29 protein-coding genes and 1 pseudogene are annotated in these 25,621 nt (G+C 42.0%); 18 read left to right on the top strand and 12 right to left on the bottom strand.

The genetic code is table 11. The features are described from left to right. The first annotated feature begins 231 nt into the window (after positions 1-231). Positions 232-495: a TIGR03643 family protein gene (locus WAE57_RS13040; RefSeq protein ID WP_086176108.1), complete on the top strand. Its 264-nt coding sequence runs from the start codon at positions 232-234 to the stop codon at positions 493-495. Here WAE57_RS13040 and WAE57_RS13035 read toward each other — a convergent pair. Further along, positions 492-644 carry a DUF2256 domain-containing protein gene (locus WAE57_RS13035; protein WP_237788311.1) on the bottom strand — a complete coding sequence of 51 codons (153 nt, stop codon included), beginning with the start codon at positions 642-644 and terminating at the stop codon, positions 492-494. The genes WAE57_RS13040 and WAE57_RS13035 overlap by 4 nt on opposite strands. Before the next feature lie 3 nt (positions 645-647). Continuing rightward, complete coding sequence (locus WAE57_RS13030) at positions 648-2,171, bottom strand: cryptochrome/photolyase family protein (protein WP_337710912.1); 1,524 nt, start codon at positions 2,169-2,171, stop codon at positions 648-650. 382 nt (positions 2,172-2,553) lie between these two features. Between WAE57_RS13030 and nudC the strand changes: the two genes are divergently transcribed. Together nudC and WAE57_RS13020 are read left to right on the top strand one after the other, a co-directional pair. Further along, complete coding sequence (gene nudC, locus WAE57_RS13025; protein WP_237788313.1) at positions 2,554-3,327, top strand: NAD(+) diphosphatase; 774 nt, start codon at positions 2,554-2,556, stop codon at positions 3,325-3,327. Positions 3,328-3,501: 174 nt separating this feature from the next. After that, positions 3,502-4,371, top strand: a pseudogene (locus tag WAE57_RS13020) (IS982 family transposase). Between the two features lie 96 nt (positions 4,372-4,467). Here WAE57_RS13020 and WAE57_RS13015 read toward each other — a convergent pair. The 4 genes from WAE57_RS13015 to WAE57_RS13000 all read right to left on the bottom strand — a co-directional run bounded on the left by WAE57_RS13015 (position 4,468) and on the right by WAE57_RS13000 (position 7,087). Next, positions 4,468-4,665 (bottom strand): hypothetical protein, encoded by a 198-nt coding sequence (locus WAE57_RS13015; RefSeq protein WP_019837892.1) that lies wholly within the window; start codon positions 4,663-4,665, stop codon positions 4,468-4,470. A 63-nt stretch (positions 4,666-4,728) separates the two neighbouring features. Then, entirely contained in the window at positions 4,729-4,956 is a 228-nt protein-coding gene (locus tag WAE57_RS13010; RefSeq protein ID WP_004761266.1) for a hypothetical protein, read from the bottom strand. Between the two features lie 100 nt (positions 4,957-5,056). Further along, positions 5,057-5,272, bottom strand: a complete 216-nt coding sequence (locus tag WAE57_RS13005; RefSeq protein WP_019837890.1) for a cold-shock protein — start codon at positions 5,270-5,272, stop codon at positions 5,057-5,059. Positions 5,273-6,055: 783 nt separating this feature from the next. Beyond that, a complete protein-coding gene (locus WAE57_RS13000) occupies positions 6,056-7,087 on the bottom strand; it encodes a transposase (RefSeq protein ID WP_337710932.1) in 1,032 nt (343 codons plus the stop codon). Positions 7,088-7,704: 617 nt separating this feature from the next. Between WAE57_RS13000 and WAE57_RS12995 the strand changes: the two genes are divergently transcribed. After that, a complete protein-coding gene (locus WAE57_RS12995; RefSeq protein ID WP_166171925.1) occupies positions 7,705-7,971 on the top strand; it encodes a DUF1778 domain-containing protein in 267 nt (88 codons plus the stop codon). Beyond that, positions 7,961-8,452 (top strand): GNAT family N-acetyltransferase, encoded by a 492-nt coding sequence (locus WAE57_RS12990; RefSeq protein ID WP_180044179.1) that lies wholly within the window; start codon positions 7,961-7,963, stop codon positions 8,450-8,452. Before WAE57_RS12995 ends, WAE57_RS12990 begins: the two co-directional genes overlap by 11 nt. Positions 8,453-8,579: 127 nt before the next feature. On the opposite strand, the gene WAE57_RS12985 is transcribed toward WAE57_RS12990, so the two are convergent. Beyond that, positions 8,580-9,953 carry a heavy metal sensor histidine kinase gene (locus WAE57_RS12985; RefSeq protein WP_337710911.1) on the bottom strand — a complete coding sequence of 458 codons (1,374 nt, stop codon included), beginning with the start codon at positions 9,951-9,953 and terminating at the stop codon, positions 8,580-8,582. Next, positions 9,950-10,621, bottom strand: coding sequence for a heavy metal response regulator transcription factor (locus WAE57_RS12980; protein ID WP_337710910.1), 672 nt, complete (start codon positions 10,619-10,621; stop codon positions 9,950-9,952). Before WAE57_RS12980 ends, WAE57_RS12985 begins: the two co-directional genes overlap by 4 nt. A gap of 121 nt (positions 10,622-10,742) precedes the next feature. On the opposite strand from WAE57_RS12980, the gene WAE57_RS12975 reads away from it, so the two are divergent. From WAE57_RS12975 to WAE57_RS12965, 3 genes are all read left to right on the top strand, one after another. Next, positions 10,743-11,219, top strand: coding sequence for a heme-binding protein (locus WAE57_RS12975; RefSeq protein ID WP_337710931.1), 477 nt, complete (start codon positions 10,743-10,745; stop codon positions 11,217-11,219). 26 nt (positions 11,220-11,245) lie between these two features. Then, positions 11,246-11,644 (top strand): hydroxyisourate hydrolase, encoded by a 399-nt coding sequence (uraH, locus tag WAE57_RS12970; protein WP_166171915.1) that lies wholly within the window; start codon positions 11,246-11,248, stop codon positions 11,642-11,644. A gap of 196 nt (positions 11,645-11,840) precedes the next feature. Further along, entirely contained in the window at positions 11,841-13,046 is a 1,206-nt protein-coding gene (locus tag WAE57_RS12965; protein WP_337710909.1) for an alpha/beta fold hydrolase, read from the top strand. 296 nt (positions 13,047-13,342) lie between these two features. Here the strand turns inward: WAE57_RS12965 and WAE57_RS12960 are convergent, their stop codons facing one another. Further along, the gene (locus tag WAE57_RS12960; RefSeq protein ID WP_166171913.1) at positions 13,343-13,540 is read right to left on the bottom strand and encodes a hypothetical protein; all 198 of its coding nucleotides are present in this window, start codon (positions 13,538-13,540) and stop codon (positions 13,343-13,345) included. Between the two features lie 306 nt (positions 13,541-13,846). Between WAE57_RS12960 and WAE57_RS12955 the strand changes: the two genes are divergently transcribed. The 8 genes from WAE57_RS12955 (at position 13,847) to WAE57_RS12920 (ending at position 22,032) form a co-directional block, all read left to right on the top strand. Then, positions 13,847-14,395, top strand: coding sequence for a lipocalin family protein (locus WAE57_RS12955; protein ID WP_166171911.1), 549 nt, complete (start codon positions 13,847-13,849; stop codon positions 14,393-14,395). A 137-nt stretch (positions 14,396-14,532) separates the two neighbouring features. Then, the gene (locus WAE57_RS12950; protein WP_337710908.1) at positions 14,533-15,519 is read left to right on the top strand and encodes an acyl-CoA desaturase; all 987 of its coding nucleotides are present in this window, start codon (positions 14,533-14,535) and stop codon (positions 15,517-15,519) included. Further along, positions 15,516-16,808, top strand: a complete 1,293-nt coding sequence (locus WAE57_RS12945) for an FAD-dependent oxidoreductase (RefSeq protein ID WP_337710907.1) — start codon at positions 15,516-15,518, stop codon at positions 16,806-16,808. The genes WAE57_RS12950 and WAE57_RS12945 overlap by 4 nt, the downstream gene beginning before the upstream one ends. Then, entirely contained in the window at positions 16,808-17,602 is a 795-nt protein-coding gene (locus tag WAE57_RS12940) for a DUF1365 domain-containing protein (RefSeq protein WP_337710906.1), read from the top strand. The genes WAE57_RS12945 and WAE57_RS12940 overlap by 1 nt, the downstream gene beginning before the upstream one ends. Then, positions 17,599-18,795 carry a cyclopropane-fatty-acyl-phospholipid synthase family protein gene (locus WAE57_RS12935; RefSeq protein ID WP_337710905.1) on the top strand — a complete coding sequence of 399 codons (1,197 nt, stop codon included), beginning with the start codon at positions 17,599-17,601 and terminating at the stop codon, positions 18,793-18,795. The genes WAE57_RS12940 and WAE57_RS12935 overlap by 4 nt, the downstream gene beginning before the upstream one ends. 25 nt (positions 18,796-18,820) lie before the next feature. Then, positions 18,821-19,600, top strand: coding sequence for a DUF1295 domain-containing protein (locus WAE57_RS12930; protein ID WP_337710904.1), 780 nt, complete (start codon positions 18,821-18,823; stop codon positions 19,598-19,600). 8 nt (positions 19,601-19,608) lie between these two features. Continuing rightward, on the top strand, positions 19,609-20,658 hold the full coding sequence (locus WAE57_RS12925) for a class I SAM-dependent methyltransferase (protein WP_337710903.1): 1,050 nt from the start codon (positions 19,609-19,611) through the stop codon (positions 20,656-20,658). A gap of 39 nt (positions 20,659-20,697) precedes the next feature. Next, positions 20,698-22,032: a HAMP domain-containing sensor histidine kinase gene (locus tag WAE57_RS12920; RefSeq protein WP_337710902.1), complete on the top strand. Its 1,335-nt coding sequence runs from the start codon at positions 20,698-20,700 to the stop codon at positions 22,030-22,032. A 5-nt stretch (positions 22,033-22,037) separates the two neighbouring features. Here WAE57_RS12920 and WAE57_RS12915 read toward each other — a convergent pair whose 3' ends face one another. From WAE57_RS12915 to WAE57_RS12905, 3 genes are read right to left on the bottom strand one after another with little or no spacing between them, the layout of a single operon-like run. Continuing rightward, entirely contained in the window at positions 22,038-22,724 is a 687-nt protein-coding gene (locus WAE57_RS12915; RefSeq protein ID WP_237788330.1) for a response regulator transcription factor, read from the bottom strand. An 11-nt stretch (positions 22,725-22,735) separates the two neighbouring features. Continuing rightward, complete coding sequence (locus tag WAE57_RS12910) at positions 22,736-23,233, bottom strand: chalcone isomerase family protein (protein ID WP_237788331.1); 498 nt, start codon at positions 23,231-23,233, stop codon at positions 22,736-22,738. After that, positions 23,203-23,781, bottom strand: coding sequence for a nuclear transport factor 2 family protein (locus WAE57_RS12905; RefSeq protein ID WP_337710930.1), 579 nt, complete (start codon positions 23,779-23,781; stop codon positions 23,203-23,205). Before WAE57_RS12905 ends, WAE57_RS12910 begins: the two co-directional genes overlap by 31 nt. A gap of 400 nt (positions 23,782-24,181) precedes the next feature. Between WAE57_RS12905 and WAE57_RS12900 the strand changes: the two genes are divergently transcribed. Together WAE57_RS12900 and WAE57_RS12895 are read left to right on the top strand one after the other, a co-directional pair. Continuing rightward, entirely contained in the window at positions 24,182-25,069 is an 888-nt protein-coding gene (locus WAE57_RS12900; RefSeq protein WP_337710901.1) for a diguanylate cyclase, read from the top strand. A gap of 367 nt (positions 25,070-25,436) precedes the next feature. Next, positions 25,437-25,621, top strand: a 185-nt coding sequence (locus WAE57_RS12895; protein ID WP_337710900.1) for a hypothetical protein, incomplete at its 3' end; no start/stop codon positions are given.

The following is a 25,621-nucleotide window of genomic DNA, read 5'->3' as shown; positions in this document are numbered from 1 at the left end:
ACCGGGAGCATAGGCTTTGGTAGTAGGTACTTGCGGCACATGTTGACCTCTAAATCCGTGCAGCACTGAAAGAAAATAGAATCGCCTGAAAAATCACAAAATATTCATCTCCCGTTGTTTAGGATTAGGATGAATTTGGCCAGTTTCATCTGACCAAGACACGCAGAGAGATAAATTTAAATCTTATCTCTCAAATTTTATTTAAAGAATGAAAACAATCAGGGGCCTGTGGTGCGTCGAGTAATTGAATATGTGGGAGCGGACCTGTCGCGGATTATTGAAATGGCCTGGGAGGATCGAACCCCATTTGAAGCCATTCAACGTGAATTCGGTTTGAATGAAGCGGCGGTGATCCGCTTGATGCGGCAAAATATGAAACCCAGTAGCTTTAAAATGTGGCGTGAACGCGTGACTGGTCGAAAAACCAAGCATCTGCAGCTGCGTTCACCCGATGTGATACGGGCCTATTGTTCACGGCAATACAAGCGTTTCTAAGTGTTTGATTTTGATCGCCGTCTGGACTCACGTTTACATCGTTCAGAACAGTATCGTACTTCCTCCCAGCAGCGTTGCCATTTTTTGCGCCAAGTAAAAGGGCGCAAGCAGTGGATACAGATTTTTTCAGGGAGATGCTGTTTTTTCATCGTTTATAACTCATTGATCTGGCTAAGAAGCTGCTGAGCATGGCTGATGATCAGCTGCCGATCTTTAAGTTTATCCAGCTGCCGATAGATCAGGCCCATACGTGGATGATTGCGAAATGTCACTTCATGCCGGATCATGAAATACCAGTACAGGCTGTTAAACGGACAGCTGTCCGGCTCGATGCGGGTTTTGACATTATAGCTACAGTGCTTGCAATAATCCGACATCTTATGGATGTAATTACCTGAAGCGGCATAGGGTTTGCTGGCCATCAAGCCGCCATCGGCATGCATCACCATGCCCAGCGTATTCGGCAGTTCTACCCATGCATAGGCATCGGCATAGACTGCCAGATACCACTCGCTGATCTGCTGCGGGTCTATACCAGTTAATAAGGCAAAATTGCCAGTCACCATCAGACGCTGGATATGATGCACATAGGCGTGCTGAAAGGTATTGCGGAAACACTCCGCCATACAGTTCATCCGGGTACGGCCGGTCCAGTAAAATTTCGGCAGTGGGGCTGAGTGCTGCAGGGCATTGCGGCTGGCATATTCCGGCATATACAGCCAGTAAATCCCGCGGACATATTCACGCCAGCCGAGAATCTGCCGGATAAAACCTTCGACTGCATTTAACGGTGCATGACCGGCATGGTAGGCAGCTTCTGCCGCATCACAGACTTCTCTGGGCAGCAGCAGGCCACAGTTCAGATAAGGCGAGAGCAGGCTGTGAAACAGCATGTCTGCGCCCTGAACCATGGCATCCTGATAATCGCCAAAATGCGGCAAACTGTGGGCAATGAAATGCTCCAATGCAAGCAGGGCATTGCTGCGTGTGGTGGCCCAGCGAAAATCGGCAAGGCTGCCAGGGTGACGGGAAAATTCGCGTTCAACCAGTTCCAGTACATCCAGATCAATCTGATCGCGTTCAGAATGGAGTGGTGCAGGCAATGGCGGACTGCCTGACCAGGCCTTGCGATTGGCACTGTCATAGTTCCACTGTTGTCCAAGAGGCTGCTGTCCCTGCATTAAATAGCCGGTGTGCTTGCGCATTTCCCGATAAAAATATTCCATACGCAGTGTCTGGTAGCGGCTGGCCCAGTGCCGGAACTGCTCCGAACTACAGAAAAAACGCTCGTCATTCAGGCAATGTACCGGCAGTTGCAGCTGCTGGCCCCAGTGCTGTTCGATCTGCTGCTGCAGGCGGTATTCCCCGCATTCAGTCATGACTAATTCTGTGACGGGAAATAGCTGTTGCTGTGCCTGCACGAAATCCAGCAGGCTACGAATCCGGCTGCCGGATTGAAAAGCATGGTAACGTACACGCCAGCCCTCAGCTTTAAGCTCTTTGGCAAAATGACGCATGGCGCTAAAAATCAGGGCAATTTTTTGCGGATGATGGGCGACATACGTGGCTTCCTCGACAACTTCGGCCATCAGGATCATATCCTGGGTACGGTCCAGTGCTTTGAGCGTAGCAAGCTGTTGATGAAGCTGGTCACCCAGAATTAAACCGAAACGCATAGCCATTCCAGACCCGATGAAAGATAGCGCAGTGTAAAGCCAGACAGTTCAATTTTTTGTGAAAATAAAGATCAGCCCGCATGTTGAGTCAATTCAACTCGACCAAATGATCCTCTGGCATCGCATGCAATTTATGAGCACTGTAATAAGGGACATTCATCTCTATAGTGCTAAAGCCAGTTGATGAAACTCGTTTTGCATTATTCCTGAATGCATAGGTGGTGTGAAAATTATGTGATTTTAATCAAAAAGATACAAATTATTATGGTTGTAATTCAGGCAGCTTGCGCCTAGTATCTGAGTAGAAGTTACTCCATGTAAGCTTCCTTAGTTTTGTCCCATACACCCCTCTGTATGGGATTTTTTTTAATCAGGGAATTGTATGAGCATGCACTCAAAAGCGTATATTTTTAGACAGCAGCAATTACTGGTGGATGACCATTTTCAGTTGCCGCAGGTCGCAAGACTGCAGCACGACCTGAATCTGTCGGAAAATGGCGAGATCATTGCCCGTGATCTGAAAGAAGACGAACCGGTGCCGGAAGGTTATCAGCTGGTTCCGATCAGACAACTGGTGCAAGTCTGGAGCAGACCGCAGTTTGAACAGGCCAGCCGTGCAGTACAGTTACTGGAATGGCGCCGTAATCACCGCTTTTGCAGTAAATGCGGTCACGCCACCCAGCAGCACGCCAGCCAGTATGCCATGGTCTGTCCATCCTGTGGCTATAACCAGTATCCGCGGGTGAATCCCTGTGTCATTACCATCATTACCCGGGGTACAGATGAAATTCTGCTGGCAAAAAATGCTCGTAACAAAACCCAGATGTACAGCCTGATTGCAGGCTTTGTTGAAGTCGGGGAAACCTTGGAAGAGGCAGTACGCCGTGAAACGCTGGAAGAAGTGGGGCTACAGATCAAAAATATTCAATATCTGGCCAGTCAGCCGTGGCCGTTTCCCAGCAATCTGATGATGGCCTTCAAGGCGGAATATCACGCAGGGGAAATTCAAATTCAGGAAAATGAACTCAGCGATGCGCAGTTTTTCAAATTTGATCAGTTACCCGAAATTCCGTTCAAGGGCAGTATCGCCTATGCCATGATTCAGCATGTGATGCATGGAACGCCTGTTGCAGATGACAGCAAAGAATGGCTTTGAAATTTTGAACAAATATAGTGCGCATTCTCGCTCTTTTAAGGGCGAGTTAAGCTACTAGAAATTTAAAATTATTATATTAGTTAACCCGAATCGCGGATAAGAAATGGACTTGAAAAACAGAAGGACTAGAGCCATCAGTTGAGTTACCACACAAAACTTACAACTCTAGTCCTGATGTTCAATAGTACCGAATTATTTTGCGTAATTGATGATTTCTTTCTTAAATTTGAAGCAATGTATTGGAAATTTCTAAAGCAAAGCAATCACTGCTTAAGAATCCGAAAAGCACAACTGAGTATCTCTGAAATCATCTTTATTGCCATTTGGTATAAGTATTCTCACTTCAATAATTTCAAAGCATTTTTTTCATGGTTGAAACAGGATAAAAGTCATTTATTTAAGAGCTTACCCTGTTATCAACGCATGATTCATCTCATTAATATGCATCAATTAGCATTACATGCTTTACATGTAGCTGTAATGAAAGCTCAACATAGCCAATATTTATGGATTGATTCAACCACTTTACCTGTCTGTAAAAATCAGCGTATTCAGCGTCATAAATCATTAGCCAAGATCGCATCTCGAGGTAAAAGTTCAATGGGGTGGTTTTATGGCTGTAAATTACATATCGTGATGAATCAATTTGGTGAAATCGTGTGTTCTGCATTATCCAATGGGCATGTTGCTGATATTAAAATGGTTGAACAATTAGCTGAAGGTTTACAGGCGAAACTCTATGCCGACCGTGGCTATATCAGTCAGGAATTAAAAAGGAAACTGAAAGAACAAGGCATTGATTTGATTACCTATCATCGAAAGAACATGCAATCTGTTCAACTCTGTGCATTAGATGAATATCACTTAAAGCAGCGCAATAAAATAGAAACATTATTCAGCCTATAGAAAGGACAATACAATTTAGTGACGAGTAGAGCACGTAGTGTTTGTGGATTTCTAGGAGGGATTTATGCTTCATTGTGTGCATATCAATTAACCCATCGAAATAAGCCAATAATTCGGATTATGGGGTCATTGGCTTAAACAGGATTCGGGTTAGTTATAAATAATATAAAGCTATAATATATATAAATATTTTTATATTATCAGCTTTGTTTTAGCTGTGAGTAGTTCATCGACTTAAATAATCTTGAAAATTTTTCCGCTAGAAGTACTTTGGAAAAACATTTCAAAGCTGGGCCGAATATCTTCACCATCCACGGTAATATATTTGACATGGGAACAAGACTGGCTAGCACTAAAATGGCGCTCAACCGTGGCCTGAATAGAATATTTGATACCGAATTGGTCTTTTACATTTAGATTTTGTTTAAACATTAGTTTACCTTTAACAAGATTATGGCAGAGCGGCTATTCAATTAATTAAGCAATATATTATTTTTAAATAACTTTTTGATTTAGCTTAAATAATTGATTTAAAGACGTATAAAATGTACGACCATCTAAATTTAAATCTACCTCAATTCCAGATTCCAGCAGAACTCTTTTACCCACTTCAATTTCTTTAAAACCTTGACGTGTATTCTGCATTTTATTTAAGGGAATTAAAGAAACGATAATTTCAGTACCATTTTTAGATTTTGCAATTAATTCATTAACTTTTAACAATTTGTATCCTATTTTTATGATTTTTTCCAATATGGAAGAACAACTTTTTCTTTAAAATTAAAAAAGCACTGAGTAGTGCTTTTTCAACTCGTATTAGTGCTTATATAGCAACAATATTGACTGCATTCGGTCCTTTTTGACCTTGAGCAATACTAAATTCAACCTGTTGGCCTTCGAATAAGGTTTTAAAACCTGAGTTGGCAATTTCACTGAAATGCGCAAAAACATCTGGACCTGATTCTGGTTGAATAAAACCAAAACCTTTAGTTTCATTGAACCACTTAACGGTACCTTTAACAACATTTGAGTTTGACATAATAAATCCTACTAATTTTTTAATAATTTTTAGTCATTTTATTGACTGCATATAACTTTGAAAATAATAAAGAATGAAACTTAAAATCTGAAAAAAACGAAGAATTATGAATAAAACGACGATACTTAAGAGAGATTTAATGAAACAAGACTTTTTTCTAGTTGAGTTAACTATACCCTAAAAACAGGAATAATCACGTTTTTTATATGTATATTTAATTATCTTATTAAAAATCTAGTTATCTGACTGATTTATATATTTTATTGTAATTATAACCAAACAAAGTTAATCTACTTGGCCAATAAATTTGAGCAGTAAATGAATGCGATTATATAGCTCTGTAATAATAATATTGATGTTTTTAATTTCAGGAATAATGTTTTTTTTTACATATGCACAAAGCTTAAGCTTATATCAGTTTTCAAATTTGACTTTATATTAATAATAACCGAACAAAGCGGGTAGGACTAAATCTACTCATTTGCGATTGTGTTAGGTGTTTAGTTCCAGCATTTGATGGATCACAACACTTATATAAGTGTAGCAACAACACTTTGGACGGCCACCACTCTCCTAGACAAATTTTGTCTAGCACCGTGCAGATGAGATTTTACCGCGGGTTACAAATCGCTCCTAGTGATTTATGCCTTTGAATACACTGTTTTTTGTATACGGGAAACGTAGTCGAATCGATCCATAAATAACTTGCGTATTGTTATGTAAACCTACCACCTATTCTTAATGAACTACTCGCAGCTAAAGCAACGAGTTTCTGAAAACAACCTAAGTTGTCATCATCTCTTTTGACGTTTCATCGACAATGCAATTAGGGTTTTTAGTCTTAATCGTCTTACGACTGCCTCCACGCCCACTAGAGGAAGACAATAAATCCTCCTCCAACACCGTTCCAGTGTCTATAATTAATTTTATAGCTCTGCTTTTTATCACTTTGGATGCGTTTTTATCCGCATTATCAGTATGACCACAACTCACGCATTTAAACTTTTCTTGAGTTTTGCGATTGTCGGGATGAGTGTGACCACACGAAGCACACTCCTGACTGGTGTAAGCTGCTCTAACCTTAAATACCGCTTTTCCTAAATGCTTGGCTTTGTATTTCACATACGTTTCTAGCATATGCCAACCCATATTCAGGATTGCTTTATTTAATCCTGCTTTCGCCTTTGCCTTATTTGGGATAAATCGACCTGATTCATCTTTTTTCGGCTTGGGCTTTTTCGTCATTTTTTGAGTATTGAGTTTCTCAAAAATAAAGACCTTATTCTTTTCATTATTAACTAAGATATAGCTAGTCTTGTGGTTGAAATCATTTCGGATATTGGCTTTCTTTGCGTGATGGATCGTAATACGATGTTTGGTTTTGGCTCTACGGTTTGAGCCTTTTTGCTGTTTAGAGAGTTTGCGCTGCAAGCGTTTAATATAACGCTCAGCTTTGGATAAATGATTCTTTTGTTCTTTGCTGAAATCAAATTCTTGATCAGGAGTACAAACAGGGATAGCCACACCACGGTCAATACCGACCACAACTTTATTAAGTTGTTCTTGAGTGAAACCATGAAGATAATCCAAGTGTTCACTTGGTTTAATTTCATCAATTTCCAATGAATCTTCATAACAGAAAGATACGAAATACTGTCCACGCTCTTTACGAATATAAAGAGATTTAGGTGCATTGAATTCAGCATGTTTATTAAAGTTCAGATAGCCAATATTGTATTTATGACCACCAATTTGAAGTCGAGTTTTACCAAATTGATCTTTCTCGAAACTGAATAAATCACGAGTGAGGTAAATACTCCCCTTATCGGTTTTAGCTTTGCGCTTTGGTCGGCCACCCCCCCTTTAGTTGACTTCTTAAGGGTGTTGTACCAATTCACATTCGAATTTTTAAGAATTGTCCCTGGGCATTGTGAAAGCCACGGAGTTAGCTCTTTAGACCTAAACTGAGCATACTTCTGATCTTGAGTTGCGTAATATTCTTTGAAAGGGAAAAACTTGCTTGCGAATTTCCTAAAATACTTATCTTCATCACATTTAGCATTCCAGATTAATCTCGCACACCCCATCCACTAGCTCAGAATTAACTTCTGCTCCTGAGTTGGATATGCTCGAAATTTAACGCCTGAAATCATCAGTAAATTTACTATTTGGGTGCTTAGACTTTATACCATTTTGGACTAAAAATAAAGTTAATAATATAAAAATACTGAGTTATATTATATATTTAAGCTAATTGTAAGTGATCTAATATTTTAAATTCCTAGTGACTTGACTCGCCCTTAAAATAGCGAGAATGCGCCACTAGATTTGTTCAAATATTTCAAAACAAAATATGTAAATTTGAATCTTGAAGCACTACCTTAATCTGCTATAATTTGTACATCAAACTGATGTACTTATTGGTGAAAAATATGGCTAACCTAGCAACAGAAAGAATCAATGTTCGGTCAACAGTAGATGCAAAAAATGTGATTGAACAAGCTGCGAATTTATTGGGTCTCAGTGTGAGTTCCTTTATGATCCAATCCTCATTTGAACGAGCAAAAGAATTACTTAAATCTAATCATGAGTTAAAAGTGAATAATGCTGATCGTGATATGTTAATGAACATGCTTGAAAACCCACGCCCTGCAAATGATGAGATGAAAAATTTAATGAGTTTATTGGATGAAGATTGAGGTTTTACAAGCCCATCATCAAAAAAAATCATTTAATTGTGGGCAAGATGATTTAAATAAGTTCATAAAACAATACGCATCCCAACATCAGAAATCAGGAACAAGTAAAACGTATGTAGCGATTGATGACGATGATACACAGGTGAAAGGATTTTATTGTCTATCAAGTGCCTCTATAGGATTCGATGTAGTTGATGCTGTTCTCACTAAACGATTACCTCGTTATCCACTCCCTTGTGTGGTTGTAGGTCGCTTTGCCGTTGATCAACCAATTCAGGGGCGAGGAATTGGAAAAGTGCTTTTAGCACATGCTCTTAAACAAGTTTCAAAAGTTGCTCAAATTATTGGTGTTAATTTTGTTGTCATACATGCCAAAGATCAAAAAGCGATGGAGTTTTATCAGCGTTTTGGCTTTATTTCATTAACATCAAATCCATTAACATTAATATATCCAGTGAGTGAAATACCTAATTTTAATTAAAGTGGCCTACTAGCAACAGGAGTGACTGGTAGATTAGGAACAAGAATAAGAGATTCAGGTTAATTTTAGATGGTCTAAAATATCCACAAGATCAAATTCTTATTTTTATAATTTTTTCAATATTCGCTTAATATTTAATCCTTAAACGAAAGACAACCCCTTGTTGACTATTATGTGCATTTGCTTCCCCATTATGTAACATCATGATGGATTTAACTATTGATAGCCCTAAACCACCAGTTTTTGCTTTGGAATGTCGACTACTATCAATTTGATAGAAACGCTCAAATAAATGATTCAAATGCTGTTTATCAATAAAAATATTTTTAGTTAACACTTCAATATCGACATAGTCTGCTGTAGATTTTGTTGTAATTACAATGTCTTGGTTTTCGAATCCATAATCAATGGCATTGATTAGAAGATTAGATAGCGCTCTTTTTAATAAATCTTCATTACCATATATTTGAATTCCTTGTTCTAACTCCAAAACAAATTTCATTTGTCTATCTTCAGCTAAGAATTCAAAATAATGCACCAATTCTAAAATAAGGTTGGATAAATCAATATTTTCTTTATCAATAATATAATCGCTGTGTTCAGAACGAGCGATGAACAACATATTGTTTATCATCTTACTGAGTCGTTCATATTCCTCAAGATGAGAATATAAAAGCTGCTCCAGTTCTTGGGGTGATCGAGATTGCATGAGCATAATTTGTGTTTGACCCATTAAATTATTTAAGGGGGTTCTTAGTTCATGGGCAATATCTTCGGAAAACCGTGCCAATTGATCATAATTAATTTGAATTTTTTCTAACATCGCATTCATTGCTGAACGGAGTTGCTCAACTTCAACGGTAGTACTTTTAGTTTCGATTCGCTGATGTGGTTGAGTGCCCTGAATTTTATGTGTTTGCCCAATCAAATTATTTAGAGATTTGAGTAAATACCACCCGACCCAACGTCCGAGCAGGCTTGCCATGACAATGCCCAATAAACTATAGAGAATCAATTTCCATAAATATTGATCTAGAGTAGATTGAGCTTCATCAAGTTGTGTGCCAGCAATCAGTTGGTAATGTTGATTATTAAAAATAACAGTTTTATAAGCCAAACGGGTTGTGGCAAATTCAGATTGATTATCCAGAAAGGTAATGGTTTTTGATTCCGCCATAGTGGGAATAGCAACTTTCAGTGGATTAATCTCAATTAAGGCGTGTTGTGGGTTTCTTAAGATTAAAAGATTATCTTCTTTCCCTAGCATATTTTCATACAGACGAGGGTGTTGAACTAAAATCTGAAAACTTGCTTGATCCTGTAAAAAAATTTCGATGCGTTCAACACGTGCAGTTAAGTTCTGATCCCGTTGTTTAGCTAATAGGTGCTGCATGTTGTGATAAGAAAGTAAACCAATAGCAAAAAATACAGTGCAACAAATAATACTGAAGGAAATACTTAAGCGTGTTGTTAAGCTGAGTTGCGTTAGCTGATTTTTCATTTATTTATGCTTAAACGATATCCCATACCCCGAACAGTATGAATTAATTTTGGCTGAAAATGATCATCAATTTTGGCACGCAAACGGCGAATAGCAACATCTACCACATTGGTGTCCGTATCAAAATTAATATTCCACACCTCAGAAGCAATTTGAGATCGGGTTAACAATTCACCTTGATGTTGCATTAATAAGTGTAAAAGTGAAAATTCTTTAGCGCTTAAGTCGATTTTCTGTTGGTTCCGATAAACAGTACGTTCAAACCTATATAAAACTAGATCTTCAACCTGGTAATATTCAGACTCGGGTTTTACACTTCGTCTCAACAGGCTTTTGACCCGTGCCAATAGTTCAATATAAGAAAAAGGCTTAATTAAATAGTCATCTGCACCAAGTTCTAAACCTTTAACTCGATCTAGGACATGATCTTTCGCAGTCAGCATAAGTACCGGAATTTTAGAAAATGTCCTTAGGGTCTTTAATACTTGCCAACCATCAATTTCAGGTAACATGACATCCAAAATTACTAAATCAAAGTTTTTTTCTTCAAACAACCTGAATGCTGTTAATCCATCATGAGCAATACTGGCTAAATAGCCGGATTCATTTAAACCTTTTGCTAGAAATTCAGCAATTTTGGTTTCATCTTCAATAATAAGTATCTGCATCTAAATAATATTATATGGATTTGTCTATCCCTACATTACAAATTCGTAATCTGATTGTCATGCAATAGTGAGTTTATTTTATATAAGCTAATTTATCTCTTCATTTAGCTTAATAGAAATGATGAAAAAACTTCTATTTATTCCAGTACTTCTATTTAGTTCAATCACATATTCAGCTCCTAAAACCAGCTATGTAATGGATCTAAACCTCGCCAATCAACTGGCAACCAATGTCATGCAAGCATGTAGCACTACTGCTAAACCTGCGGCTGTAGTGGTCTTAGATCAGGGTGGCAATGTCCTGGCAAGTCAACGGCATGAAACTGTGGGCATTCATAATTTAATCGCAGCGCAAAGGAAAGCTTTTACCGCATATTCAAGCAAGGTGACTACCTTACAATTTATGCGTAATGCCCAGAAGAATGTTGATTCACAGAATTTAACCAGTTTACCTGAATTATTACTTTTAGGTGGAGGAGTGCCCGTCGTTTATAAAAGTCAGGTATTAGGTGCAGTTGGTGTAGCCGGTGCAGGTGGGTCAATTCAAGATGATCGATGCGCACAACTGGGTATAGAAATCACACTCAAACAAATTTAAATCAATTTAATTCAGGATAAATTCATATGAACAAGTTATTTTCATTCGCTGGAAGTTTATTTATTTCAAGTTGGGTAATGGCGCAAAATCCTTTAAGTGTGCATGTACTTAACTTGGAAAGTGGATTGCCTTCACCTGATGTAAAAGTTACTTTGGAAGAACAGAAAAATGGAAAATGGATACAGATTTCAGAAGCTAAAACCAATGAGCAAGGCCGCGTAACGGCATTATTTCCAGAAAATAAAACTTTAGATAATGCAATATACAAAGTCACGTTTAAAACAGGAGACTGGTTTAAGAAAAATAAGCAAAATTCTTTCTTCCCTGAAGTTCCGGTGATTTTCCAAACAGATGGTTCAGTAAAACACTACCATATTCCATTACTGCTTAGCCCTTATGGATATTCAACCTATCGAGGTAACTAAGCTGAGCAAAACAGAAGCTCTAACTTGTATGAGATTAGAGCTTAGTATCACTTAATATAATGGTGCTTATAGGTAATAGCCCTCATTTGAGGGCTATTACCTTATTACAAAATTTTCACAATGGATTGTGATCAAATATGGTAGTGAAAATACTCATATATTCAAAATTAAATTTATAAAAATGGAGTGCATTCTCATGATTAAAATAAAAAATCATGTTCTGAATATAACGTTAGGTTGCATCTGCTTAAGTTCTACATCTGCAATTGCCTCTCCACTAATATCATCTCACGATACAGCTCATTTACCGACTGTGGCAAGTACAACCCCCGGCACTTTGTTATCCATACAAGCACAAAATACCGATCTATTTTCAAGTGCATCTCAACGCTTCTTAATTACCTATCGAAGTCGCGGCATACAATCAGAACCAATTGTAGCTTCTGGATTTATTTTATTGCCGAAAGGAAAAGTACCAAAAGAAGGTTGGCCTATTTTAGCATGGGCGCATGGTACAACAGGTGTTGCCGATACTTGTGCTCCCTCGAGTGATTATGTAGGTGGGCCGGTTCATATTTATCAACAAATAGCGGCAAAAGCTTTGAATGCCTGGCTTGCTCGTGGATATGCAGTAGTCGCACCAGACTATCAGGGTTTAGGTACACCCAGTGGACATCCCTATATGAATACTCAAAGTCAATTGCATACTGTAGTGGATGCTGTAAGGGCGACTCACTATTTAAAGCCTTATAAATTTAATAAAAATTGGTATGTCATGGGGCATAGCCAAGGAGGTGCTGCATCTCTTGCTGTTGCGGCGTATGGACAAAAAGACGCACCTGAACTTAATTTACGTGGGGCAATTGCCCTTGCTCCAGGCGGTTATCAATATGAAGGAATTGCGGAATATGTGGCAACTCACTCTCAAATCAACACCAGTGTTGCAGCATTTTTTCCAATCGTTCTTCTAGGGGCGGAAGCTGCAGATCCTAATCTTGCTCCAGCAAATTTAGTTAGCTCAGAAATGGGGGAAATTCTTAATCTGGCACGTGGTCGCTGTTTATCAGAATTACAATCTGATCTGAAGCAAGCCCCTAAAACTGTCTTTAAACCGAATGTAAATCTAGCCCCTTTGACCAATTATTTAAAAAAGCAGTCTATTGAGAATATGATACCCACTGTGCCTGTTATGGTTGTTCAGGGTGAGAAAGATCAGTTAGTGGATTCACGCGGTACTTATGCCTACTATCAACAAATCTGCCAGGTAGGAAAACCTATTGCCTTTTATCCTTTGAAAGAAGGCGACCATCGTGACTCCTTAAGACAAAGTGAATTCCTGATTGGAAATTTTATTAATTCAGTGGAAGAAAGGAAATCTGTAAATACCTGCAGCGTAAAATAGTATGGTAGATCCAAGAGTTTGAACTCAAAAAACTCTTATACAGAATTAAAATTTAGCATTTCAATTTTAAATATAAAAAATTTAATTAAATCAATATGATGATAAATGGTTTGTTATCACTAACTGATAAAAATTTTCTTGTAACAGGAGGTGCTGCAGACGTTTATGATCAAACCACAGAAATATCCAAGAAAATGCCAGTCAATTTCTTAACTGACTGACATTACATCTTATAATTTATAATGAGTTTTTCAGCGATTAGATCACTACTTTATCAATTCATATAAATACACTAATTAGTGGGATTGATTTAATTCATTATCTGTTGCAGAGATAATAGATGCAAAGATTGGAACACCCACAATAATGGGGAATGAAAGGATCCATACATCAATTGTTACTTGACTTGAAAAGAAAAACTGGTTGACAAGAGCAGCCAAAATTAATAATGAAACTAAAATACTAGTGAATCGGATTACAAATTTGATAGGCATTTGCCTGCTCCTAGGTGAATCTAGCTGTTGTTGTAAAGTATATACCTTATCTGACTGTCCTTAAATCCATAAATAGCTGTCCACTTCATTTTACGTGGACACTATCGTGATGTTGAGCAGATAAAAAGTAGGACTCAGCGAATGCTTACAGTTTTAAGCTCCATTTGATAGAATTATTGTACGAACAATAAAATTAATCCAGCTTAAATTATTCAATCACAAATACTGAATTTCACCATTTTGTCTTCACGCTTTGTTCACACCCACCTAGGTTATCTTAAGCCTAGGATACAACAAGGCTAAAAAATGAAGATGCTATTCAAATCTGTTTTTGCAGCGACAGCACTTGCCATCATCAGCTTAAGTACAACGACTCGAGCAGAAACTGTTGCACCTCAGGCAGTCGATCAGGTAGATATCGAGCAGTATGCAGGCAAGTGGTATGAAATTGCGCATTTACCGATGTATTTTCAGCGTAAATGTGTCTCGAATATCTCGGCACAATATAGCGTCAATACCGATCAAACCATGCGTGTTTTGAATAGTTGCCGGATTGCCAATGGTGAGATGATCAGCTCTGAAGGTATTGCCTATCCGCAAAATAAGGGCAACAGCAAACTAAAGGTCAGCTTTTTGCCGCAAGGTTTAAGATGGATACCATTTAGCAAAGGTCATTACTGGGTATTACGAGTAGACCCAGAATATAAAGTGGCACTGGTAGGTGGGCCAAGTAACAAATACCTGTGGATTTTATCGCGTGAACCGCAACTAGATGAAGCCACTTATCAATCCTATCTGGAAACTGCAAAACATTATGGTTATGACGTGACAAAACTGATCAAATTGCCGCATTAATCTGTTACCCTTTTGCCGAACTGACCACGCTCTCTACACAGTTCGGCTTTTTTTATTTACTTCACATAAAATTCATATCTGACTGATTACACTCATCAAATAGAATAAAGACAATCGCTTGAAAGTAGGATGAGTCCATGTTGAAAAGTCTGATGCGATGGATAGACAGCTGGTCTACACCCACAACGCCCAAAACACTGACGGCTGAAAACAGCAAGATTCAGTGGCTGAGGATTTTGCCCTTTATTCTGTTACATCTGGCCTGCCTGGCGGTATTCTGGGTGGGAGTGTCTTGGTTTGCAATTGGCTTTATGCTGGCATTCTACCTGATCCGCATGTTTTCAATTACAGCTTTTTTCCATCGCTATCTGTCACACAAAACTTTTCAGACCTCGCGTCCGGTGCAGTTCCTGTTTGTGCTGATTGGCACCATGAGTGCACAGCGTGGTCCGCTATGGTGGGCGGCGCATCACCGTTATCACCACCGCTATACCGATACCTTGCAAGATCCGCATTCCTCGACGCACGGTTTTTGGTACAGCCACGTCGGCTGGTTTTTAAATGAATATAATTTTGCCACGCGTAAAGAAGTCATTAAGGACTGGCTGAAATATCCGGAGCTGATCTGGTTGGATCGTTTCAGTTTAATTGTGGTGCTGCTGACCGCGGGCGGAATTTATGCATTTGGGGAATGGCTGGCCATCACCTGGCCGCAACTCGGTACGTCCGGCCTGCAATTGCTGGTCTGGGGCTTTGTCATCTCTACCGTGTTACTGATCCATGCCACCTTGTGTATCAATTCACTGGCGCATCATTACGGCAGCCGGGATTTTGACACTGAAGATCACAGCCGCAACAACTTATTCCTGTCCATTATTACCTTGGGCGAAGGATGGCATAACAACCATCATTATTATGCTGGCAGTACCGGGCAAGGCTTTTACTGGTGGCAGATTGATGTGACCTATTACCTGCTGAAACTCATGTCCTGGTTCGGACTGGTCTGGGGAATCAAACCCATTCCGGCAAGGGTCTATGAAGTCAGTAAAATTGCTCAGGCCAGAAAACAGAAAAAAGCCGCTACGACAGGCACTCACAAAATTCAATCGAAGGAATCACCATGAAAATTGCAATTATTGGTTCAGGTATTTCCGGTCTGTATGCTGCCTGGAAACTCAGCAAAGTGCATGAGGTCACGGTCTTTGAAAAGAATAACTACTTCGGCGGTCATACCGATACCCATCAGCTGAATATAGACGGTGAACAGGTCGCGGTGGATAGCGGCTTTATTGTGTTTAACGAGCATAATTATCCGCTGTTTTGCGCGATGCTAAAAGAACTCGGGATTCAATCGCAAAGCAGTGACATGGGCTTTTCCGTGAATAATCAGGTCAGCGGCTTACAGTACAATCCTTCAAAAAAATTCTCCCTGCTTTTCCGCCCACAAAATTTTCTGAATGCTGATTTTCGCGCGATGTTGTCGGATCTGTTCCGTTTCTATGCAGTCAATAAAGATCTGGATGTGGAACAGGTCAATGCACAACTCAGTATTGATGAGTATCTGAATCAGCATGGCTATTCCCAAGCCTTCCGTCAGGAACATCTTTATCCGATGTGTGGGGCGCTGTGGTCCTGTCCGGTGGAACAGGCCGGACAGATTCCCTATAAATTTGTGGTGAGCTTTTTCCAGCATCATCGCATGTTACAACTGAAAGACCGACCGTTATGGCTTACGGTCAAGGGTGGATCGGCTCGCTACGTTCGTGCGATTCAGTCCCAGGCCAATATTACCTTCCGCAAAACGGGTGTTCTCCATGTATCCCGTAGTGCCAATGATGTGCTGGTTGAAACGACACAGGGCAGCGAACGTTTTGACTGGGTTGTATTTGCCAGCCATGCTGACGACAGCCTGAAGTTACTGAAAGACCCGTCCGCGCAGGAGTTGGACGTACTGAGCAAGTTCCGCTATCAGGATAACCGCATGGTGGTGCATTCTGATACCCGCATCATGCCAAAATCCAGACGCCAATGGGCCAGCTGGCATGTGCATGTGACCCCGAGTCAGGCCACCGAACAGACCCCATTCCAGCACAGTGGTATGCACTATGGTTTCAGTTACTGGATGAACCAGCTGCAAAACCTGCAATGCAAAACCCAGGTCTTTGCCACCCTGAATCCTAATTTTGCCTTGGATCCTAAAAAAGTCTGGGTAGAACGGCATTATCGTCATCCGGTGTTTGATGCCCCGGCGATTGAAGCACAACAACGCTGGGCCGAGGTCAATGCTCACAACCGTACCTCATACTGTGGCGCTTACTGGGGCTGGGGCTTTCATGAGGATGGGGCACGTAGCGCTTCATGGGTAGTCGATCAGCTATTGCAGCAGACCGAGCAGGCAGCTAGGAGCGCATGATGCAGATATATCCACTGGCGATCGCCGCTGCCGAAATTAGGCATCGCCGTTACTTGCCCAAAGCCCATGCTTTTGAGACCCAGCTGACCTATCTATGGTTTGATCCGGATCAACTCGCGACCTTTACCCAGAAATCCTGGCTATGGTCCTCTAGCCGATGGAATTTACTGACCTTGGATGAGCGTGACTTTCTGACCATGGAATGTGGCTCGATTCGGCAGAAGGTCGCACGCCTGCTGATCAAGCGGGAAAACTATCTGTTATCGCATGCTGCTTCAATCCGGGTCCTGGCTTTGCCACGCACATTCGGCTTTCGCTTTAATTCCGTGGTGTTTTATCTGGTCTTTGGTGCCACCGATCAACTGCTCTTTGTGCTGAGTGAAATTACCAATACGCCATGGAATGAACGTCAGGTTTATATCCACGACTGCCGGAACAATGCAGCTGAACATGCGCCGTACCAGAGTCACCAGTTTGATTTTAAAAAGGCTTTTCATGTATCGCCGTTCATGCCGATGGCACTGGATTACCGCTGGCGCTTCAGCTTTTCCGATCAGCAGAGCGTGATTCATATGCAGCTGTTTGAGCAGGGCGTGCTGCAATTTGATGCCACCCTGAAATTTTCCCTGCAGGCCATCACAGTTCCTTCACAGCAGCATCGCTATGCTGTGCTGAAAGTTCTTGAACCCTTCAGGATGGTCAGCGAAATTTATTTGCATGCTTTTCGTTTATGGAAAAAGAAAATTCCGTTTTACCGGCATCCTAAAAAAGAAAAAGGAAATACATTGCGATGAAAACACTATTCATGGGAGAGCAAAGCACACTGCCGGTGGTATTACGGCATTTGCTGAAATTACGGCATGGTCAGCTGATTTTTAAAGGCGTCTGGAACGGAGCAGTCGGGGAAAACAGTGATCTGCAGGCCGTGATTCAGGTGCATGATGCCCGTCTGATGGAACTGTTGTTCCGCAATGGTGTACTCGGCGCTGCAGAAGGTTTTATCCGCGGTTACTGGAGCAGTGAAGATCTGGTGGATGTGATCCGCATTCTGGCACGCAACCGTGATGTACTGGACCGGATGAACCAGAATGCCGTGGCCAAGGCTAGCCAGTTGCTGTTAAAGGCCTGGTACAAATCGCGCAAGAATTCGATTGATGGCAGCCGCAAAAATATCGCCGAACATTATGACCTGAGCAATGACTTTTTCAAGCTGTTTCTGGATTGCAGCATGATGTATTCCAGTGCGGTATTTAAAGAACCATATATGAGTCTGGAACAGGCTTCGGATTATAAAAAAGAACTGATCTGCCAGAAACTTCAGCTGCAACCGATGGACCATTTAGTTGAAATTGGCAGCGGTTGGGGTGGTTTTGCCATTTATGCGGCGCAGCATTATGGCTGTAAAGTCACCACCATCACCATCTCCCAAGCACAATATGATGAAGCTATCGCGCGGGTAGAGGCAGCGGGGCTATCACATCGCGTTGATGTCCAGCTGAAAGATTATCGTCTGTTGAAGGGCAAATACGACAAACTGGTGTCGATTGAAATGATCGAGGCAGTGGGCGAACAGTATTTACCCACCTATTTCAGCAAATGCCGTGAGCTGCTGAAACCGAATGGTCTGGCACTGATTCAGGCCATCACTATTGAGGATGCCCGCTATGCCAAAGCCCTGAATACGGTGGATTACATCAAGCGCTATATTTTCCCGGGCAGTTTTATTCCCTGTATCAGTGTCATGACCCAGGCTGCTTCCGAGCAAAAACTACGTCTCAAGCATCTGGAAGATATTGGCCAGAGTTATGCACAAACCTTGCACTGCTGGCGCCAGCGCTTCCGAGAGCAGCGTGATCAGGTAATGCAACTCGGCTTTGATGAGCGCTTTATCCGTATGTGGGATTTTTATCTGTGTTATTGCGAAGGTGGCTTCCGCGAAGGCGTGATCAGTGATGTGCATCTGCTGTTCGAAGCCAGTGCTTACTAAGCCGAGATAAAATAGGAGGCTTGACATGCTACTGGATTTACTGGTGCTGAATGTCTTCATCATGTTCTGCAGCTGGCTGCTGGTCACCTATAACCGCAGAGCCGGCCTGGTCGATGTGGCGTGGAGCTTTAGTATTGCACTCAACGTTATTATCGCGGCTTGGGTGATGGAAACTGCACCACCGCTGGTTCGGGTATTTCTGGGCATATTTAGCGGCATCTGGTTTTTACGCCTGACCTGGCATCTTCTGCGCCGTTATGCCAATGAAACTGCAGAAGATACCCGTTATGCCAATATGCGCCGGGCCATGGGCGATTATCAGCATCTCGGTTTTCTGGTCTTTTTTATGTTTCAGGCCGGGCTGGTGGTGCTGTTTTCCTACCCGATGCTGGAACTGCTGAGCATTCCAGTCCAGGAGTGGAATGACTGGACACAACTCACGGTGCTCTTGGCAGCCCTGATTATGCTGCTGGCCCTGATGGGTGAAAGCACAGCCGATCAGCAACTCTACCGTTTCAAGCTAAATCCACAGAACCAGGGCAAAACCCTGGATCGGGGCTTATGGAAATATTCCCGTCATCCAAATTATTTTTTTGAATGGTTGCACTGGTTTGCCTATCCTGTGCTCGGTTTGGCAGCAGGTGTTCATGGATTATGGGTTTATCCGCTGCTGATGTGGCTGTTTCTGTACTACATCACTGGAATTCCCTTTAGTGAACAACAGGCGCTGGCACATCGCGGTGACAACTATAAAGACTATCAGCAACGAACTTCAATGTTTATTCCGTGGCCACCCAAAGAGTAGGTAAATACATGGACTTTATGATTCAACAATCTTTAAAACTGGTCGAAAGTGGCAAACTTCCCGATCCGGTGATTCGGGCCGGCATTCGCAGCTTAAGCAAAAAACGCCTGGCACAGGAAGGACGCTTCGACCCTGCACTGGCTGCCCAGCGCTATATGGATGTGCTGCATATGCTAAAAAACAGCGAGATTGCCATCGAGACCGACAAAGCCAATGAGCAGCACTATGAACTGCCCACCGCATTTTTCCAGACAGTACTGGGCAAACGTCTGAAATACAGCGCCAGCCTGTTTGAACACGCACATACCTCACTGGATCAGGCGGAAGAAGCAGCACTGGCCAGCTATTGCCAGCGTGCACAGCTGCAGGATGGACAGGATATTCTGGAAATAGGCTGTGGCTGGGGTTCTTTCAGTTTGTACATGGCCGAGCATTATCCCAAAGCCCGCATTACCCTGGTATCGAATTCCTCGACCCAGCGTCAGTATATTCAGGAACAGGCCCGTCTGAAAAAACTGGAAAACCTGACGGTGATTACCTGCGACGTCAATGTACTGCAACTGGAAGCCGCTTCTTTCGACCGTGTGGTTTCGGTGGAAATGTTTGAACATGTACGTAATTACCAGAAACTGTTTGAAAATATCAGCACCTGGCTGAAAGCGGATGGCTTGCTGTGGTGCCATATTTTCTGTCACCGTTTCCTGCATTATCCGTTTGAAGTCAAAAATGAATTTGACTGGATGTCGAAATATTTCTTTAGTGGCGGTCTGATGCCGGCCGCCTCAACCTTTCTGCATTTCCAGCAGCATTTACAGCTGGAGCAGCACTGGCAATGGGCCGGTACCCAATATGAACGCACCGCGAACGCCTGGCTGGAGAATATGGACCGTAAACAGGCCGAGATGCAGCCACTCTTTGAAAAAACCTATGGCACGGATGCGGCAATCTGGTGGCAACGCTGGCGGATTTTCTTTATGGCCTGTGCCGAGCTGTTCGGTTATGAGCATGGACGCGAGTGGGTCATCGGCCACTTTCTGTTTAAAAAGAAAGCCGTATAATTGAATGGCGAATCGGATGGACCAGCGGGGAATGTATCAATGTTAAGGCTGTTTAGGGACAAGCGCGATCATCCTCTGGGTGAGGTGTTTAACCGCTACTACTGGCTGCAAATTGGATTCATTGCCCTGTCCGTGGTAATCGGGATTGCCTGTAGTGCTTGGGTAATCAAGGGTTCTTTGCTCAGAACTGCGCTGGAACAAGAAATGTCGCATTACTGGCAGCGGCTGGAACGCAATCCTGCCGCAGAATTGCCGGATACCAAAAACCTGTATGGATACCGCTGGAACGATGTGCCCCCCGCCCAATTTCAGCACATACAGCTTGAGCAAGGAGTGACCCGACATTTTGTCGATGGCAAGAAACGCATGACCGTTTATGGCGAAAAAGACGGACAGCATGTGCTGCTGGTGTTTGGCGAAAGTAACGTCAACAAGCTGGTCTGGCTGTTTGGTCTGGCGCCGCTGATGGTCAGCTTGTTTGTACTTTATAGCGTGTTGTGGTGGTGGAATCGCCGTGCCCGGCGCTATTTTTCACCGATCACCCGTCTGGCCAATGCACTGGAGCAGATTGACTGGGAACATCAGAAAAATCAAGTTTCACCGTTTCAGGACATCCGGACCGACTCTAATCTGGAAGCGGAATATCTCAAGCAGGCACTGGAAAAATATCATCAGGTCTTAAACGAGTTTATTCAGCGTGAACGCGAGTTTACCGGTGATGTCAGTCATGAACTGCGTACGCCGTTGACCATTCTAAAAGGCAATGTGCAGCTGTGTCAGGCACGTTATGGCGACAACAAATCCTTTACCCGCCTACACAACACCATTGAAGACATGCAGCTATTGGTTGACACTCTGCTGGCCATCGCCCGCAATACCACCAATACTTTAACCGCTGAGCCGACCATGCTTTCAGAATGTCTGGAAAATCTGGTTCAGGATCTGGACAGTGTTAGCCATAACAAAGGCATGCAAATTGATTTTCAAAAAGACCTCGACGAACAGCTACGTAAACTTTATCCATCCATGACCAAAATGGTGTTTGGCAATATTCTGCGCAATGCACTGAACTATTCGCAAGGCACCGAAATTGATGTCATTCTGCAAAAAAATAAAGTGCTGGTGGCAGATAACGGCATAGGGATTCCTTTGCCGAATAATTCCAAGGTTCAGGAACTGTCTGGCCAGCAGTTGCAACTGGAAATCAAAGGTCATGGCATTGGACTGCAATTGGTACAGAAGTTGTGCAAGCAGTTGGGCTGGCGGGTGGAACTGTTTGACCGGCAGTATTATCTCAGCACCCATCAGGATGTTGATCTGACGATGACCACCGGACTGATTGTCGTGGTGTATTTAAACGAGGTTTCCGCCTGAAAAACTTAAGCTTCTAAAGCAATCTTTAAACCGACCCCGGATATGGTATGAATCAGCTTCTGCTCAAAAGGTTTGTCGACCATCTTACGCAGATTATAGATATGGCTGCGCAGTGCATCACTTTCCGGTTCTTCATCGCCCCAAAGCTCCATCATGATTTCCTGTTTGGTTAGTACCTTGGGTGAATGGCGCATCAGCAGTTTCAGCAGTTTAAACTGAATTGGAGGCAATTCAATGGTCTTTCCAGCCCGAGTCAGCTGCTGCCTTGCCGGATCCAGAACCAGATCGTGAATTTGCAGACGGTTATTGGAGACTTCACCCAGTGAACGTTTGATCAGGGCTTTGACCCGAACCACCAGCTCGTTAAAGTCAAATGGTTTGACCAGATAATCATCCGTGCCCGAATTAAAGCCTTTGAGTTTATCATCCAGTGTATCCCGAGCGGTCAGCATCAGTACTGGCAAGTCCTGACCTTCTTCATGACGCAGCCATTCACACAGTTCATAACCGGAACCATCAGGCAGGTTAATATCCAAAAGCAAGATATGATAGCGCTGCTGTTTCAGTAACTGGCGCGCAGCATTCAGATTCCGGGCATGATCCACCACAAAATCGTGTTCTTCCAGAAACTCACACAGGGTGGAAGCCAGTTCGTAATGATCTTCGACCATGAGGATAAAATGTTTGGACATAGCTGCGGATACTAATTTAATAATTGCTGTTTTAATTTAGCACTAAATGGCTGGGGACCAAGCCATATATTAAAATATTGCTGGGCCAACGGATGCTGAAGATGGCCCAGTACCTGCTGATTCAGCACCAAGGTCAGGGTTTGAGTCTCGGATTTATAGCTTAAGCGATACAGATCACCTGATTTTACTGGCTTATAAAGCTGGGTGATTCTATCTAGTACTGTCAGATGCTTAGACTCTCGCTCATTCCGTTTCAGAAAATGAAAGGCTGCGCGCTTGAAAGCCCATTCCGGAATATCCTGTGTATATGAAAAATCAATCTGCATATTCTGGCCTTTCCATGGTTTTGTACAGTTCTGGGCATAATACCGGGCAACGCCAACCTGTTTCTGAGCCACCAGCAGTGGACCACTACCACATTGAGTCATACTCTGGGCATGTGTCCATGAACTGAAACTTCCGAGCAGCAGCGTCGTGCCTATTGCGATTTTTTGAAAGGCAATACCCATGAGTAAGCACCTCCTACATAAGGCAGTGAACGATACAGACCATTGGCCGGATCCCAGAAATCCTGCTGGAAAATAATCTTATTGTTCTGGTTAACCTTGATTTCACTGATGCCAAAAGAGTCCATACTGCGGGTCGTGCCGAACATTTTAAAGTCATAAGCCATATGCCAATGCACATAGGCAGAATCTTGATGATAAGAGGTGTTTAACAGCTTGACACTGACGTTACTGACCCGTTTGTTCATACCCTGAAAATGCTGGACTAGATTTTGCCGGGATGAAAACTGCGACAGGGTATCGTTAATAAACAGCGGATCGGCATACAGCGAGCCGGCTCGTTCCACAAAAGCCGGTGTGCCCAAAGTATTAAATGCTGAGGTAAAACGGGTGCCAATATCCAGCGCTTTGGCCTCATCCAGGGCTACCCCCTGAACAGCACTTCTGGATTTTGCATAATCGGCTGAATAACTGGGAACACTTTGACATCCGGTCAAAGATAGTAGCGGTAAGGACAAGGCCGCTGCCATTATTTTCTTAACATGTTTCATCATCACTGTCCGTCTTAAATTCATGTATTTACTCTAGATAAAGAGTCGTGAACAGAATGTGAAGAGCAAAGCTGTCCCCAAGGTTAGGATCGGGAGATTCCAACCTTTGCTTTTAAAAAAGAGGGGCTTAAAAGTAATTCATCATACCGCATGATGAAAGAGAGCCAAAAATGGTGCTGTACGTTCTGCTATCGGCGGGCTAAGTCGATTTATTAAGCCCGGATTTATACTTTTTCACATCGCTCTTATCTTAAATTCAACTTAATAAAACACCACAAATCAAGTAAAATAAAAGTTAGATCAATACTTTATCGGGATGCTTGCCGAGATGAACTTTTAAATGCTGTAAATGACCTGTTGTTCAACCTATTCAATACGCTTATTTGAGATACTCTTTTCTATGGATCAATTACATCACACTAAAAACTCTCAAAATGCAGCACTGATCGAGATAGATGAGGGCATTCGGCTACATATCGCTTGGGCGCAAAAAGTATTTCAATATCTGGTTTTAAAAACACCTGCCGAGCCACAATTTTCCGCGAAAGAGAGTCATTTATTGTGTCATTTTGGCAAATGGTTTCAATCAAACCACGCTAAATTTGAAAAAATCAATCCTGATAAAACCCGGGAACTGGAGCAGGTGCATTATCTTGTGCATCATCATTTACATAATATATTTTCCAAGCTCAGTGACAATCAGTGCATAGAGGCAGCTTTAGTCAGTCAATATCAAAAAAGTCAGAATGATCTGCTGGAACTGCTAATTTATTTTAGAACCCATTTGATTACCCAGGCATTGCAGTATGACCCTTTAACCGGTTTGGCCTTAAGATATGGAATGGAGAATCAATTCAGTACCTTGCGTCAGAGCACTGAAAAAAACCAGAAAATACTGGCGGTCGGTTTACTGGATTTGGATCATTTTAAAGCGGTCAATGATCAATATGGACATCAGGCGGGTGATGAAGTTCTTGCCCATACGGCACAGATACTGCGTGATTCTCTTCGAGATACGGACAACATTTTTCGCTTTGGTGGCGAGGAATTTTTAATCTTTCTAGAAGTGGATAATTCCGATTCACTGCATGAGATTATCGACAGAATTTTTCAGTCACTGCATAGCAATCCGACCCGATTAAAAAGTGGTGAAGTGATCTATATCACCGCCACGGTCGGTATTATCCACGTCGGGTCTGATGAAACCATGGAAAAAGCCATTGCAAGAGCAGACCAGGCGATGTATTCAGGAAAGCAGCAGGGACGAGACCAGGCGATCTTTGCATGACGAAATATTTTGTAGGTTGCTCGTCTGCTGGGTGGCTCATTGAGAGATATAGCTAAGTGACATTAGGTGGGCTTTCAAGAGATAAAATTCCCCCTTTTTATCTCTTGAACTTATTGAACATGGCGAGAATTCATCCACTGATGGTTATTGAAACAAAATTGCTCGGAATTATAAAAAATGTATTTTTTGATTTAAGCAAGAGAGCCAATATTATTGTGTGTTAGATTATGCTAATTTTGAATGATTTTTAATCTATTCGATTAGCCCCAAAAGATTATATTTTGAGGTACTGCATTGGGATTACAGAGGGAATATGCCAATCAAAAACAAATCGATTTTTATCCTTCTTGTCCTTACTGTAGTGATCATGAATATTTTTATGATCAGCTTATTGGCCTATACCTTGCACACTGCACGTGAGCACGCTGAAGCTGAGGCTCGGACTGGTGTAGAAAATTTAACATCACTGCTTGAAAAAAGCGTGAGCAGCTGTTCACAAGAAATCGATTTGTCTTTGTATACCTTACAAACCTATATAGAAAAAGAATTAGA

Origin of the sequence: Acinetobacter sp. NS-4 (assembly GCF_037402435.1) — a bacterium.
Taxonomy (GTDB): domain Bacteria; phylum Pseudomonadota; class Gammaproteobacteria; order Pseudomonadales; family Moraxellaceae; genus Acinetobacter.
The sequence above is the reverse complement of the archived record's forward strand: the minus strand, read 5'-3'. Positions and strand labels throughout refer to the sequence as shown.